Source organism: Desulfobulbaceae bacterium DB1 (assembly GCA_001914235.1).
GTDB lineage: Bacteria > Desulfobacterota > Desulfobulbia > Desulfobulbales > SURF-16 > DB1.
On record MQUF01000004.1, the window covers coordinates 13,826 to 27,940 of the forward strand.

Annotated in this window: 14 protein-coding genes; 4 read left to right on the plus strand and 10 right to left on the minus strand. The window is 56.8% G+C overall.

Annotated features, from left to right (window positions below):
- Positions 1-5: 5 nt before the first annotated feature.
- The 9 genes from BM485_05110 to BM485_05150 all read right to left on the minus strand — a co-directional run bounded on the left by BM485_05110 (position 6) and on the right by BM485_05150 (position 8,785).
- Entirely contained in the window at positions 6-1,625 is a 1,620-nt protein-coding gene (locus tag BM485_05110) for a GGDEF-domain containing protein (protein OKY76020.1), read from the minus strand.
- 137 nt (positions 1,626-1,762) lie between these two features.
- The gene (locus BM485_05115; GenBank protein ID OKY76021.1) at positions 1,763-3,085 is read right to left on the minus strand and encodes a sodium:alanine symporter family protein; all 1,323 of its coding nucleotides are present in this window, start codon (positions 3,083-3,085) and stop codon (positions 1,763-1,765) included.
- A gap of 311 nt (positions 3,086-3,396) precedes the next feature.
- Positions 3,397-3,798 (minus strand): hypothetical protein, encoded by a 402-nt coding sequence (locus BM485_05120; GenBank protein OKY76022.1) that lies wholly within the window; start codon positions 3,796-3,798, stop codon positions 3,397-3,399.
- 3 nt (positions 3,799-3,801) lie between these two features.
- The gene (locus BM485_05125) at positions 3,802-4,440 is read right to left on the minus strand and encodes a hypothetical protein (protein ID OKY76023.1); all 639 of its coding nucleotides are present in this window, start codon (positions 4,438-4,440) and stop codon (positions 3,802-3,804) included.
- 278 nt (positions 4,441-4,718) lie between these two features.
- Positions 4,719-5,765, minus strand: coding sequence for a hypothetical protein (locus tag BM485_05130; GenBank protein ID OKY76024.1), 1,047 nt, complete (start codon positions 5,763-5,765; stop codon positions 4,719-4,721).
- Positions 5,766-5,778: 13 nt separating this feature from the next.
- Positions 5,779-6,918: an RNA methyltransferase gene (locus BM485_05135; protein OKY76025.1), complete on the minus strand. Its 1,140-nt coding sequence runs from the start codon at positions 6,916-6,918 to the stop codon at positions 5,779-5,781.
- A gap of 25 nt (positions 6,919-6,943) precedes the next feature.
- Complete coding sequence (locus BM485_05140; protein ID OKY76026.1) at positions 6,944-7,687, minus strand: hypothetical protein; 744 nt, start codon at positions 7,685-7,687, stop codon at positions 6,944-6,946.
- A 9-nt stretch (positions 7,688-7,696) separates the two neighbouring features.
- Complete coding sequence (locus BM485_05145) at positions 7,697-8,137, minus strand: DNA-binding protein (protein ID OKY76027.1); 441 nt, start codon at positions 8,135-8,137, stop codon at positions 7,697-7,699.
- Between the two features lie 72 nt (positions 8,138-8,209).
- Positions 8,210-8,785: a hypothetical protein gene (locus BM485_05150; protein OKY76028.1), complete on the minus strand. Its 576-nt coding sequence runs from the start codon at positions 8,783-8,785 to the stop codon at positions 8,210-8,212.
- A gap of 149 nt (positions 8,786-8,934) precedes the next feature.
- Here BM485_05150 and BM485_05155 point away from each other — a divergent pair, with 149 nt between their 5' ends.
- Both BM485_05155 and BM485_05160 read left to right on the plus strand, forming a co-directional pair.
- Positions 8,935-10,104 (plus strand): alcohol dehydrogenase, encoded by a 1,170-nt coding sequence (locus BM485_05155; GenBank protein OKY76029.1) that lies wholly within the window; start codon positions 8,935-8,937, stop codon positions 10,102-10,104.
- Between the two features lie 41 nt (positions 10,105-10,145).
- The gene (locus BM485_05160; GenBank protein ID OKY76030.1) at positions 10,146-11,348 is read left to right on the plus strand and encodes an aminotransferase; all 1,203 of its coding nucleotides are present in this window, start codon (positions 10,146-10,148) and stop codon (positions 11,346-11,348) included.
- A 145-nt stretch (positions 11,349-11,493) separates the two neighbouring features.
- On the opposite strand, the gene BM485_05165 is transcribed toward BM485_05160, so the two are convergent.
- On the minus strand, positions 11,494-12,273 hold the full coding sequence (locus tag BM485_05165) for a hypothetical protein (protein OKY76031.1): 780 nt from the start codon (positions 12,271-12,273) through the stop codon (positions 11,494-11,496).
- A gap of 44 nt (positions 12,274-12,317) precedes the next feature.
- Here BM485_05165 and BM485_05170 point away from each other — a divergent pair, with 44 nt between their 5' ends.
- Positions 12,318-13,076, plus strand: coding sequence for a 3-deoxy-manno-octulosonate cytidylyltransferase (locus tag BM485_05170; GenBank protein OKY76032.1), 759 nt, complete (start codon positions 12,318-12,320; stop codon positions 13,074-13,076).
- A 75-nt stretch (positions 13,077-13,151) separates the two neighbouring features.
- The gene (locus BM485_05175) at positions 13,152-14,078 is read left to right on the plus strand and encodes a malate dehydrogenase (protein OKY76033.1); all 927 of its coding nucleotides are present in this window, start codon (positions 13,152-13,154) and stop codon (positions 14,076-14,078) included.
- Positions 14,079-14,115: the final 37 nt, after the last annotated feature.

A 14,115-nucleotide genomic window follows, 5' to 3' on the forward strand; every position in this document is an offset into this window, starting at 1 on the left:
GTCGCCTACCGATAGGCCATGAGCCATTTGGTCAGCTCGTTACTTGCTATCGGTTTGCTGAAATAGTAGCCCTGGAGGAGATCGCAACCGAGGTCCGTGAGCCGGTCGGCTGTTTGTCGGTTCTCCACTCCTTCCGCCACCACCTGTAAACCAAGGTTATGGGCCAGATCAATGGTCGCTTTGACGATGGCGGCGTCATTTTCGTTGTTCATCATATCCATGACAAAGGATTTGTCGATTTTTACCTCGGTGGCCGGCATTTTTTTGAGATAAGAGAGGGACGAATAGCCGGTGCCGAAATCGTCGATGGAGATGCGGATGCCCATGTCGGCGAGTTTGTTAAGGATTTCCATTGCCCGGTTCGGATCTTTGATGATAGATCCCTCGGTGACCTCCAGGGTGATCATTTCCGGCCGGACCGTTGATGAGGCGAGAACGCCGGTGATAAGATCAGGCAGCTCAACATCGAGCAGGGTGGAGGGGCTGAGATTGATGGCGATGCCGAGCCGTAGTCCGCTCTCCTGCCAGTCCGCCGCCTGCTTGACCGCATTGCGCAACACCCAGAAGGAAAGCGGTTTGATCAGACCGGTCCGTTCGGCCAGGGGGATGAATTCATCAGGAGGCATGAAGCCGTGTTGGGGGTGCTGCCAGCGGACCAGCACCTCCACCCCGCGGACGCTGTTTCCCGTTGCATCGATTTTTGGCTGGTAGTAGAGGAGCAGTTCGTCGTTTTCAATTCCCTGTCGCAGTTCACCCAGCAGCGTCAGGCGGTGCGGGCTGAATCTGTCGAGATCGGCGGAGTAAAGCATGAACCGCTCGTCATCCTGTTTAGCCGCGTACATGGCCATGTCCGCCTTTTGCATGATGCTGTCCATGTCCTTGCCGTGATCAGGGTAAACCGCCGCGCCGATTCCTGCCTGCACTTCAAGTTTCAACCCTTCCAGGTCGAAAGGCGATTTGAAGACGGATTGGATTTTTTTTCGGACAATGTTTACGTCGCTGCTGGCCTTGATTACGGGCAGGAGGATGGCGAATTCGTCACCGCCGAGATGAGCCAGGGTGTCGGATTGCCGCACCGCACCTCGCAGGCGCAGGGCAACCTGCTTGAGCAGGCGGTCGCCGCTGTAGTGGCCCAGGGTGTCGTTGACTTCCTTGAAGCGGTCAAGGTCGAGGATGAACAGGGCGATTTTTTGTTTTTCCCGCGCCGCGGTGCGAATCGCCTGTTCAAGGCGGTCACGCAGGAGAACCCGATTGGGCAGATCGGTGAGATGATCATGGGTTGCTTCGTGCATGGCCTGGTATTCCAGTGCCGCGGTCTGGGTGCGCAGTTCCTGGGTCTGGTCGATGACCATGGAGCTGGCTTCGTAGGCCATGATGGAGCTGACATGCTGGCCCCAGAAGGCAAAAATAAACGGCATGGCGTCAAGTATCCACAGGGTGACGTTGGTTTTTTGTGCCTTGAGAATGGTGTCCGGCGAAATGGCGCCGAACTGGAGAGAGGCGGTCAGCAGGGTAGCGGCAAGGATGGCGCAAAAGGCAATGAGCACTCCGTAAACGGCATGCCTGGTCACTCTGGATTTCATGATTTCGGCATTGATCTTGAACGACTGGCCGATTTTGTCCATGCTCACTTCCTTCCCGATAAAAATGGGTGTTTCATTTCCTGGTACAGCTTCGTAAATACAAAGAAAGAATGGCTGTCAATGAAAGTAAGACCTCCGGGGAATCGGCTGCTTTGCGTCATCGGCGTCACGGCCCGGTGTCAGCGTTTAAAATAACGGGCTGTTTCGGTTTTGACCACCTGGGAAAGCAGCAGCAGGCCGATGATGTTGGGAATGGCCATCATGCCGTTCATCAGGTCGGAGAAATTCCAGACGAATTCCAGCTTCATCATGGCGCCCACGATCACCACGCAGACGAAGACAACCCGGTACGGATTAATGGCGCGCGGCCCGGCCAGATATTCAACGGCCTTTTCGCCGTAGTAATTCCAGCCGATCAGGGTGGAATAGGCAAAAAGGCCGGTGGCCAGGGCGACAATCACCACCCCGCCCTGACCCAGGGTGTCGCCGAAACTGGCGCTGGTCAACTGTCCGGGCGCTACGCCCTGCAGCCAGCAGGGAGCGGTGAGGATCACCAGCGCGGTCATGGTGCAGACCACCAGTGTGTCGATGAAGGTCTGGGTCATGCTGACCAGGGCCTGCTTGACCGGATCCTTGGTCCGTGCCGCGGCGGCGGCGATGGGGGCCGATCCCAGGCCCGACTCGTTGGAGAAGACGCCGCGCGCTACGCCGTAACGCATGGCCGCGGCTACCGTTGCCCCGACAAAGCCGCCCGTGGCGGCCGACGGGTTGAAGGCGTGATAAAAGATCAGATACAGGGCATGTGGTATCTCGCTTGCGTTCAACGTCAGCACCAGCAGCGCGGCGCCCACGTAACCGACGATCATGAAAGGCACCAGCAGGGAGGTGAAGCGGCCGATGGACTTGATGCCGCCGAGAATGACCAGCCCGGTCAGCAGCATCAGGACCGTTCCGGTCAGCCATGGTTCGATGTTGAAGGTCGATTGGAAAATGGCGGCCACCGCGTTGGCCTGGGTCATGTTGCCGATGCCGAAGGTCGCCATGGCGGTGAACAGGGCGAACAACCACGCCAGGCGGGGAAGTCCCGCGCCCTTGGCCAGATAATACATCGGTCCGCCGCGCATGCCGTATTCCCCTTTTTCCCGGTATTTGACCGCCAGCACCGCTTCCGCATACTTGGTCGCCATGCCGACCAGGCCCGTCATCCACATCCAGAACACCGCTCCCGGCCCGCCGATGGAAATGGCTGTGGCCACGCCGACGATATTGCCGATGCCCACCGTGGCGGCAAGGGCGGTCATGAGCGCCGCAAAATGACTGATGTCTCCTTCCGTGCCCAGTTCCTTGTGCCAGATCAGACGCAGGGCGTGGGGCAGGGCCCGGAACTGCATGCCGCGCAGCAGTATGGTCAGGTAGAGTCCGGTGCCCACCAGTAAAATCAGCATGGGCGGGCCCCAGATCCAGCCGGACAGGGTGGAAATCAACAATTCAATCGTAGCCATGGGCGGGTCCTTTTTGTGTCGAGGAAATAATTGATGAATTTGCAAAAAGCTGAAAAAGATGTCATTGCAAGCCGGGGGAGGAGTGGCGACGTGTCGTGACGGACCGAAAAACACGGCATCTGGTCACGGGGAAACTCTTGCCGCTGCACCGTCCGTCCCACTGCTTTTTGCGACATTACTTTGCCATGAACCTGCGCGTTGTCAAGCAATTTCGCAACCTGACATACGGCCTCATGGTGAACGGCATCCGCGCTATTGGCGCAATTTGTCGATACGGCATTTTGTTTGGAGGTTCATGCCGGCAGGTGATTCTATTTGTGTTCTATGGCCAGATGCAGACTGCTCGCTCCGCTCATTTTTGCAATATCCATGGCTGCTATCACCCGGTCATAGCGGACGTCCCGGTCGGCCTTGATCACCACCTCCTGTCGGTCGGCCTCGGCCAGGCCGAAACGGACCTGTCTGGCCAGTTCCTGTTCTCCCACCAAAGTATCGGCAATGTAGAAATTGCCCTGGCTGTCGACGGTGATGACGACCAGCTGTTCGATGGCCGGTTTTTCGCTGTCCACTTGCGGCAAGCGGATGTCGATGGCCTCCTGGGTGACGAAATTGCTGGTCAGCAGGAAATAGACGAGCAAAAGAAAGACGATATCGATGAGGGAGGTCAGGGGAACGGCGACCTGGGTGCGGGAACGTCTGGGAAAGGTGAGCATAGATCACTCCTGTTGCGAAGAGAGCCAGGCCTTGACCAGGAAAACCGCGACCTCTTCGTGCATGGCCTGCAGTTCCTGCAAACGATTTTCCAGGTAATTGTGGAAAAAGACGATGGGGATGGCAACAACCAGGCCATAGGCGGTGGTCAGCAGGGCTTCCCAGATGCCGCCGGCCAGGACGGATGCATTAACGCGTCCGCCCAGTTGCTGGACGGCCATAAAGGCCTTGATCATGCCGAAAACAGTGCCGAGCAGGCCGAGAAGCGGGGCAATGTTGCCCAGGGTTGCCAGGGTGCCGAGATAGCGGTCCATCAACTTCAGTTCGCGGTTGACGCTGTGGGAGAGGATGAGCTCCAGGGTCTCGCGGTCGGTCGGATCATCGGCGATTCCATCGCGCAAAATGCGTTCCGCCGGCGGGGAGGTGAAGGCGCCGTCCCGTTCCCTGGCCCGGAGTTTGGCGCGGGCCTCCGCGAATTTGCCCTTGCCGACCAGTTGATAAATGGAATCGATCAGTGACGGGTTGATCCTGGATGCGGCCCGATAGTACAGGAACCGTTCAAGAAAAATGGTCCAGCCGGCGATGGAACAAAACAGAATCGGCCACGCCAGAACCCCCCCCTTTAACAAGAATTCCACGGTCATCGTTCGCTCCTTTGCCGCAGGGAACAGGTGTTTGCAGGTTGCAGGCAATTGTTTTTTTGCCGACCTCACCGCGACGGCGGTTGCAAACCTCATCGACCACATGGCCGATCAGGTTTGCCCCATAACAAAGGGATACTTTTTTTAGGGGCTCTTTGTCAATTTAAAACAAATTGATCGGCCGGCCGCGGATGGGGGCGATGCATCGTGTTTCATGGGAAAAGGGAGCATGGCGGGGCATGCGGGGAAGCGGAAGGGAGAAGGCGGCCGGTATCGGATTGTCATGATGACAATTTGGGCCAAACAATATTTTCCCACCAGTATTTGTTGCCGTTCCAATTGGTTAAGGTTTGAATGGCGCCGTTTATCACCGCGTGTATGGGGTCAGGGGCGATTTGAACCCTTATGCCGGTTCGTGCTGCGATTAATTTGTCCATTCCCTCGATACAGGCTCCGCCGCCTGTCAGGCAAATTCCTGAATCCTCTATTTCGCTATATGTTTTTTGCGGCAGTTTTTTTAAGCTGAATTCAATCTTGACGATGATTTTGTCAATGACCGGCTCCATGGCCTTGATGACATCTGTTTTGTGTATACAGCGATCAATCTTGCATCTTTTGACGATATCAATTCCGGAAACATTGAATGTTTCGGACCCGCATTCCTGATTTCGCGACAGTGATGAAATGAGATTTGTTAATTTTTCAGTGTCGGTATCATATATCTGTACTTTGTATTTTGTCATCACCGCCGAACGAACAGCTCGCTGAAGATCACTGCAGGCGATACGAACCGATGAGGAGTTGATGATGCGTCCATCGCGGAATATCGCCATGTCAGTGACTCCGTCCCCGATATCTATGAGCAGCTGGGCATTTGGCCGGGTAATGTCCATGCCGGCTCCTATTGCGGCAGCCCAGACTTCCGGGATTATTGCCACCTGGGATGCCCCGGCATTCATAAGCGCTGTGCAAAGGAGATTTCGTTCGTTTTCCGTGGTATCGGTCGGGGCGCTGGCCAATGAAAGCGGGGCCGATAAAAATCTTCTCGATTTCTTTACTAATGGTTTTAACAGGGCCACGGCGTTTTTGAGGTCGACAATGACGCCGCCGCGCAGCGGCTTTGCGGCAAGTTTGTTGTTGATATACTGGATGTATTCGTCGGAAATAGTATTTGTCTTATCGGTCGTCAGGCTGATGGACGAAGGTCTTTCAGTAACTTCACCATGCAGCGAGGTGTAGATGCGGGTATTCGCGGTGCCGAGGTCGACGGCGATACTTGGTTGTGATATAAAACCGAATAAAAGGGACAGACTACGTTTACCCATCATCATCCTTCCTTCATTATTTTGACTTCCAGCAGACCAGCCTTCCTTCAAGCCCTCCGTTGAAAAGAACTTTCTCCCATGCGGGTTTGAGGCCGGTATCCTTGACCAGCTCCTCCTTGCCGAGATAAATGAAGGCGGCGGTAAGGTTTGTCTGGTCCTTGATGAAATTGCCCAGTTCCCGCAGGAACTGGTCCGTGCCTTTTTTCTCCTGCAGGCGGATGCCGTAGGGCGGGTTGGTGACGAGCACGGTTTGTTCAGTGAGCCGGATTTGCTGATAGGGCTTGGTGGCGATCGGAATGGAATCGCCGTGCGGCAGCATGGCGAGGTTTGTTCTGGCCGCTTTCACCGCAGCGGGCGCAATGTCGCTGCCGGAAATGAGCCCTTTGGGCAGGCGACGGATGTTGTTGTTGGCCTCGGTTTTGACTTGTTGCCAAAGAGCCGGGTCGAATTCCTGCATCATCTCGAAACCGAAGCGTTGGCGCAGAAAGCCCGCGGGAATCCGGCAGGCGTGCATCAGCGCCTCGCTTACAATGGTGCCGGAGCCGCACATCGGGTCAAGAAGCGGGGTTTTGCCGTCCCAGCCGCTCATGCGGATGATGGCCGCGGCCACCGTTTCCTGCATCGGCGCTTCGACGCTTTCCTGGCGGTAACCCCGTCGGTGCAGGGAGCCGCCGGAGGTGTCGATGCTGATGATTGCTTTATTGCGATCAATGCGCAGGTTGAACCACAGGTCCGGATGCTCGGTGTCGATGTTGGGCCGGATGCCGCAACGGTCACGGAAATGGTCGGCAATGGCGTCCTTCAGGCAGAGGGCTGCGTACTGGGAATGTTTGATCCTGCTCCCGGCAACCGACGCCTTGATGGCAAAAGTGGAATTTTCCGTCAGCAGGTTGTGCCATTCGATTTTGCGGGCCGTCTGGTAAAGATATTTCGTGCTGTGGCAGTCAAAGGTGAGAAGGGGGGCCAGAATCCGGGTGCAAAGCCGGGACATGTAATTGACCCTGTACAGGGTGGCAAGGTCGCCGGAAAAATAGATGCCCATGAAGGCGCTTTTGACATCCCGGGCGCCGAGATTGGTGATCTCTTCGGCGCCGAATTTTTCAAGTCCCCGGGCGATCTGGGCAAAATAACGGTTTGTTTTCTGATAGGTAAACATTGGCAATCGGGGAAATGGCGGCGTGTCAGCGTGCTGCCGCGGTTTTTTTGCTGGTCAGGAATTCCAGGGTTTCATTATCATGCAGTCTGTAGGCCTGGGCAGCCAGCTTTTTTAATGTTTTCTCCACCTTGTCAAGGGGAGGCAGCGGCTCGATGAACGGCAGGTGGTGTTCAATGGGCAGGGGAACGGCGATGGCCATTTTTTGCTCCAGACTCTGGGCAATGCCGATTTCCATGCCGCCCTCCATGCTCCCCAGTTTTTTCGAGTTGCCCAGCGAGCGCAGGAAGCCGAGCATGGAGCCCAGATCATTCTGTTGGTGAAAGACCTCTATTTCCTCGGCGAGTTCCCTGTTTGCCTCTTTCAGTTCCTCGAATTTCTTCCGGTAATGCCTGGTGTGAAATTCAAGCCTTTCGTAGCAGTCCATCAGGAGATTCTCGAATCTTCCCGCCCTGGTAAGCCCGTGTTCCTTGATGCCCACGAAAACCCGCTCCATGATGGTTTTGGATTCAATGAAAAAAGGGTCGTAAAACTGTTTTTTGTCAAAGGTCGTCAGGCCGAGAAACTGATCAACCAGCGTCTCGTCCTTTAAAATTATATAAATGCGGATCAGGTCGAAGCTGATCCTCTTTTCCAGAATGAAGGAGTGCATGCTGATTTCATTTTCAAGTTCAACCTTGTCGTCCTCAATGAGCTTGCGGAATCCGAAATAACGGTCGGCCATATCCCTTTTGATTTCATAGGCAATAACTTCGTCTATTTTTGCTTTCATGGCAGGCGCTCAGGAAAAGGTGAGGATGTTGAAGCCTTTATCCTCGGACCAGGGGCGGCCGGCGGTAAATCCGCATATCTCAAAGAGGATCACCTCCAGGAGCAGATATGTCCGGCTGCCCTTGCGCAGGCAGCCGGTAATGGTTTCCCCGTGGTGGCCGAGGGCGGCATGGAGGTGGATTTTCGGGGCATCGTTTTCATCGCGGAAGATACTGCCGCTGCCCAGGGTTTCACGGGCGTCGCGCACTTCACGCCAAACCGGATCCGGCGGCATGACCGGCTCTTTCGGACCGGTGACGAGATCGATTTCCCTGATGCCGCCGATGACCTGGAACCAGCTGTTGCGGATATTTTCCTTTTTGACTATTTCGGTCAGGCCGCCCAAGAGGTCGTCGCCGTCGTCAAAACGGATGGTAAGGACCCTGCTGATTGAGCCGGTGCGGTAGTCCATGGTGTTTCTCCTGATTTATTTGGGCAATATGTCGCACGTCACAATTAAGGAGGTGAATCCATCAGTGGGTAGTTATTCCGACTCTTGGCTTCCGACTCCTGAATCCTGCTCAGCGGTCCATTTTTTTCGTTCGGACGCGGCCTTCAACAGGCGAAAAATCTCCCGGCCGACAGCGGCCTTGCGGCTTCGGGTATAACGCCAGGCCGATGTGCGGACGGCATCGATGTCGAGACCTGGAAGATTTTCCGCCGCGGCGTCAAGGGCGGGACTGTCCCATGACCGGTCGAGTTCCACCTGCATTTCATCCGCGGTTTCGGCTGCGGCGATGGCCTCGTTGATGATGGTGTCGCGCAGATTTTCCAGTTCGTGAAATTCTTTTTTCTGCTTGAGATGCGAACCTTTTTCCGTTTCCATGAAATGAAAGAGAGGTTCAGGGTCGAGCTCGCGCAGATTCTTGGTGAGGTATTTGATCTGTCTTTTCCTGGCGCCGGCTTTCAGCGGCTGGGCGGCAAGGATTTCAGATTTAATGAAGTCGTCGCAGGGCAGTTTTTTGACGTCCTGGGGGGAGAGGTCGACAAGTGCCGCTGCAAGCTCTTCCACGTTTTTGGCGCGGCGTTTTTTTTCAGATCGAGACAGCTGATAATCCATGATTTTAGTTGCTAAGTTTCTTGAGGCTACGGTACTATGATATTTTTAATGGCGGCCGTGCAGGGCCACCTGCCTTTTTTTTACTATCTAACCTTAAAGCAGCCTCATAAGCAAAAGAATAATTCCTCCCCGTGAATTAAGGAACCATTATGACGACAAAAAAATTTACCGTTACCCAGCCCACCCGGATCCGTTTCGGCGTCGGAGCAATTGATGATCTGGCCTCAGCGGTTCATGAGCTTGGCGGCACGAAGGTGCTGCTGGTTGTCGACCCGAGCCTGAAAAACGTCGGCCTGCTGGAGCGGATTACCGCGCCGCTTGACGGGGGAGGGGTCAAGTATGAAATATTCGACCACGTTGATCCGGAGCCCGGCTTGAAGCTGGCCGATGAGGCGGCGCGTCTGGCCGGCAAGGCGAAATGCGACTGTGTCATCGGCGCGGGCGGCGGATCGGCCATGGATGTGGCCAAGGCGGCCAGTATCCTGCTGACCAACGGCGGCAAGGCCGTGGATTATCTGGGGCTCGGCAAGATCGGCAAGCCCGGCGTGCCGAAGATCATGGTGCCCACCACGGCGGGTACCGGCGCGGAAGTTACCTTTACCGCGGTTTTTATCAACGAGAAAACCAAAAGCAAGGGCGGCATGAACGGGGATCCGCTTTATCCGGAAATGGCGGTGCTTGATCCCGCCCTGACCCTGACCCTCCCCCCCAAAGTCACCGCCGCGCCGGGCATTGACGCCTTTACCCATGCCCTGGAGGCCTTTGTTTCAACCCAGTCCCATACCATCTCCGATATGTATGCCATGGAGGCCATGAGCCTGATCAGCGCCAATCTGCCCATGGCCTACGCCAACGGCGGCAATATCGAGGCGCGCTCCGCCATGATGATGGGCAGTCTGCTCGGCGGCAAGGCCCTGGCCACGGCAGGAGTCGGCCTGGTGCATGCCATGGCCTATCCCCTGGGCGGCATGTTCGGCATTCCCCATGGTCTGGCCAATGCCGTGCTGTTGCCCTTTGTGGTGGAGTACAACATCATCGCAAGTCCGGAAAAGTTTGCCCGCATCGCGGACATCATGGGCTATGACGTGGCCGATCTTTCCCTGCGCGACGCGGCCCGGACAGCGGTGGAGGCGGTGTATGAACTGAATCAGGATGTGGAGATCCCGTCAAGCCTGGAGGCAATCGGCATCCCGGCGGACAAGATAGCGAAGATGGCCGAGATCGCCCTGACCGTGACCCGTCCGGTGGAAAACAACCCACGCCGGCCCAGCCTGGAGGATGTGATCCGAATTTACGAGATAGCGCACAAGGGTTGGTAGAAAAAGAGTCCGACCAATAAGACCAATGAGGAGTAAAAACAATGCCGGGTTTTGAGGTTTTTGGAGAGGAAGAAAAAAAAGAGATCATGGAGGTGCTTGATACAGGCGTCCTCTTTCGTTACGAATTTCCCCAGCAGCGCAAGGGGATTTACAAGGTTCGCGCCTTTGAGGAGCAGTTTGCCGCCTACTGCGGGGCAAAGCATGCCCAGGCGGTCACCTCCGGCACGGCGGCGTTGAAGGTGGCCCTGACCGCCCTCGGCGTCGGGCCCGGGGATGAGGTCATCACCCAGTGCTTTACCTTTGTCGCCACCTGGGAGGCGATTTTTGACGTGGGCGCGGTGCCGGTCTTTGCCGAGGTGGACGAAACGTTGAACATGGACCCGGCTGATCTGGAAAAGAAGATAACCCCCCGCACCAGGTGCGTCATCCCGGTGCATATGCTGGGCGCCCCGGCCCGCATCAAAGAAATCAAGGCCATTGCCGACAAGCACGGCATTCCGGTGCTGGAAGACACCGCCCAGGCGGCGGGCGCCACCCTGAACGGCAAGCGGCTGGGCAGCTTCGGGGCCTGCGGCACCTTTTCCTTTGACCCGGTGAAAACCATGACCACCGGCGAAGGCGGCATGATCATCACCGATGACGAGAAGCTGTGGCGCAATATGTCGGAATACCATGACCACGGCCACGACCATGTTCCCAATCCCGGCGCCCGGGGCGGCGAGGGCCGCGGTTTTATCGGCTTTAACTTTCGCATGATGGAGCTGCAGGGCGCCATCGGCATTGCCCAGCTGGCCAAGCTCGATGATATGATCGTGCGGCAGAAAAACCACAAGGCGGCCCTCAAACAGGCCATTTCGCAAATTCCCGGCGTCACCTTCCGCACAATTCTCGATGAAAAGGGCGACTCCGCCACCTTTATCGGTTTTTTCCTGCCCGACGGCGACCGGGCCAGGGCGGTCAACAAGGTGCTGGCTGAAAACGGCGCCGGGGCCATTGCCTTTGGCGCCAATACCTGGCATTTCTATCCCAAGTGGGAACATCTGCTGGCCGGGTCCACCCTGGCCAAATCCGGCTGGCCCTTCAGCGGGCCGGACGGCAAGCGCCGGGTGGTCTACGACAAGGACGCCCTGCCCGCCTCAGCCGCCTTGATGGACCGGCTGCTCGTTTATCAGGTGCCGGTCAAGCTGCCGGATGAGCGGCTTGTTCAGATGCGCGATGCCTTGAAAAAGGCGGCTGCGGTGTGACAGGCGTGGTGAAGCGTTTCAGTGTTTCAGCGTTTCAACGATCAAACGATCAAACGTTCAAACGTTTCAACGTTTCAACGTTTAAACACTTGAACGGTTAAACGCTTGATCGCTTAAGCGCTTGAACGCTTGAACACTTGATCGCTTAAGCGCTTCGCGCCGGCCCCGGCAGGTAAATGTCAAAGCGGCTGTTTTTGCTGTTGATAACGGTGGACGGTTTGGCCGGCCCCAGGGTTTCAGCTCCCTTGGGGCGCTTGACCACCACCCGGGCGGTTCGGTGCCGCAGGGCCCAGTCGAGAAGTTCGGATGCGTCGCTGTCCTCTCCCACCAGGGAGCGGATAAGGCGCATCTCCTTTTTTACCAGGGCGCTTTTCGTGCGGTGCGGGTACATGGGGTCCAGATAAATGACATCCGGAGCCGGGGACAAGGGCGGCAGGGTCAGGCAGTCAACAGCGGTGACGGTGATCCGGGCCATGATATCACGAAGTCCGGGAACCAGGACGCCCCGTCGCAAACCGTCTGCCAGCAGCGCCGCCAGCACCGGCGAGCGTTCCATCATCATCACCCGGCAACCGAGGCTTGCCAGCATGAAGCCGTCCCGGCCGAGACCGGCGGTGGCGTCAAGCACCAGGGGGCAGCGGTTGGCCTTGAGTCCCACCGCCCGGGCCAGCGGTTCTTTTCTGCCGCCGCCGAACTGCATCCGGTAGCGCAGCATGCCGGAGGTGAAGTCAACGGAAACCGGCCCCTGGTTTTTTTCATCTGTCCGCCGCAATTCCAGCCGGTCAGCGGTGACGGCCACCACCAGTTCAGAGGTGGAGGCGTCGGCAAGGAAGGGGATGTTGAGCTGTGCGGCTAAATCATGCGCCCATTGTTGTTGACCGGGGTCTTCGCAGATCAGGGCTGTTGCGGCAGGGGCATCGGGCATGGCGGGCGTTTTTTGTTTTTTTATGAGGAAAATTTTATAATATCATGGATTTACTGCATAAATTAGAACCCAAGGTGGTGGCCGTCATTCCGGCCCGTTATTATTCTAACCGGTTTGAGGGAAAACCATTAGCAAAAATCAAGGGCAAGCCGATGATCCAGCATGTCTATGAACGGGCCCTTGCCGTTCCGCTTCTTTCCCGGGTGGCGGTGGCAACCGATGACGAGCGGATCGCCGACTGCGTTCGCGGCTTTGGCGGCGAGGCGGTGATGACCCTGCGGGACCACGCCTCGGGAACGGACCGCCTGGCCGAGGCCGCCACCATCATGGATATTCCCGAACAGGATGTGGTGGTCAACATTCAGGGCGACCAGCCGCTTTTCCCCGCCGAGGTGGTGGAGCAGGTGGCCCAGCCGCTGCTTGACGATCCGTCCCTGCCCATGTCGACCCTTATCTATAAAATTATCCGAAAGGAAGAAATAGACGACCCGAACCATGTGAAAACGGTTTTTGACCGCAACGGCATGGCCCTGTATTTTTCCCGGGCGTCGATTCCCTTCCAGCGCGACCCGCAGAATCCGCCGCCGCCCACCTATTACAAGCATCTTGGTTTTTACGCCTATCGCAAGGGCTTTTTGCTGACCTTTGTCGGACTGCCGGAAGGGGAATGGGAGCGTTTTGAAAAACTGGAACAGCTGCGCGCCCTTGAATTCGGTTACCGGATCAAGGTGGTTCTGACCGAGCATGATTCCATCGAAGTGGACACGCCGAAGGACCTCGAAAGGGTGGAGGGGATGATGTAATCAACGTTTGAACGTTTGAGCGTTTGAACGAGGCAATTTCATTAATGATTGAACATACGAATAAGAGGAAGAAAAATGAGAAAAAAAATAACTATCATCGGTTCAGGAAATGTTGGAGCGACCGCAGCCCACTGGGCGGCCGGCCGGAGACTGGGGGATATCGTGCTGCTTGACGTGGTGGAAGGCGTTCCCCAGGGCAAGGCACTGGATCTGCTGCAGGCCGGTCCGGTGGACGGATTTTCCGGACGGATCATCGGTTCCAACGACTATGCCGATTCCGCGGATTCGGATGTGGTGATCATCACCGCGGGTCTGGCGCGCAAGCCCGGCATGTCCCGTGATGATCTGCTCGCCAAGAACGTGGCAATCGTCAAATCCTGCGCCGAGCAGGCGGCCGTCCATTCGCCGAACTGTGTGCTTGTTGTCGTGACCAACCCGATTGACGCCATGGTCTACACCGCCTTCAAGGTTTCCGGCTTTCCCAAGAACCGGGTGGTGGGCATGGCCGGGGTGCTTGATTCCGCCCGTTACCGCACCTTCCTGGCGGACGCCCTCCAGGTTGCTCCCCGCGATGTCAATGCCATGGTCATGGGCATCCACGGCGACAACATGCTGCCTCTCGTCCGTCTGGCCAATGTTGCCGGCATTCCGGTGACGGACCTGCTTTCCGAGGAGGAGTTGAGCGCCATTGTCAAGCGGACCCAGCATGGCGGGGCGGAGATAGTCAATCATCTGAAAACCGGTTCGGCTTTTTATACCCCCGGCCTTGCCGCGGTGGAAATGGCCGAGGCGATCCTCACCGACAGCAAGCGCGTGCTGCCCTGCGCCGCCTACGTTGAGGGCGAGTTCGGCTTTTCCGGTTGTTTTCTCGGCGTCCCGGTGGTGCTTGGCGAGAATGGGGTTGAACGTATCATCGAGTTTGAACTGACCGATGATGAAAAGGATGCCATGGCTGAATCCGAGGTGGCGGTCCGCAAGCAGATGGCGGCAACCGGCCTGTGAGTATGCCGGTGTGCTCCGTGGTGTTTTTTTACTTTTG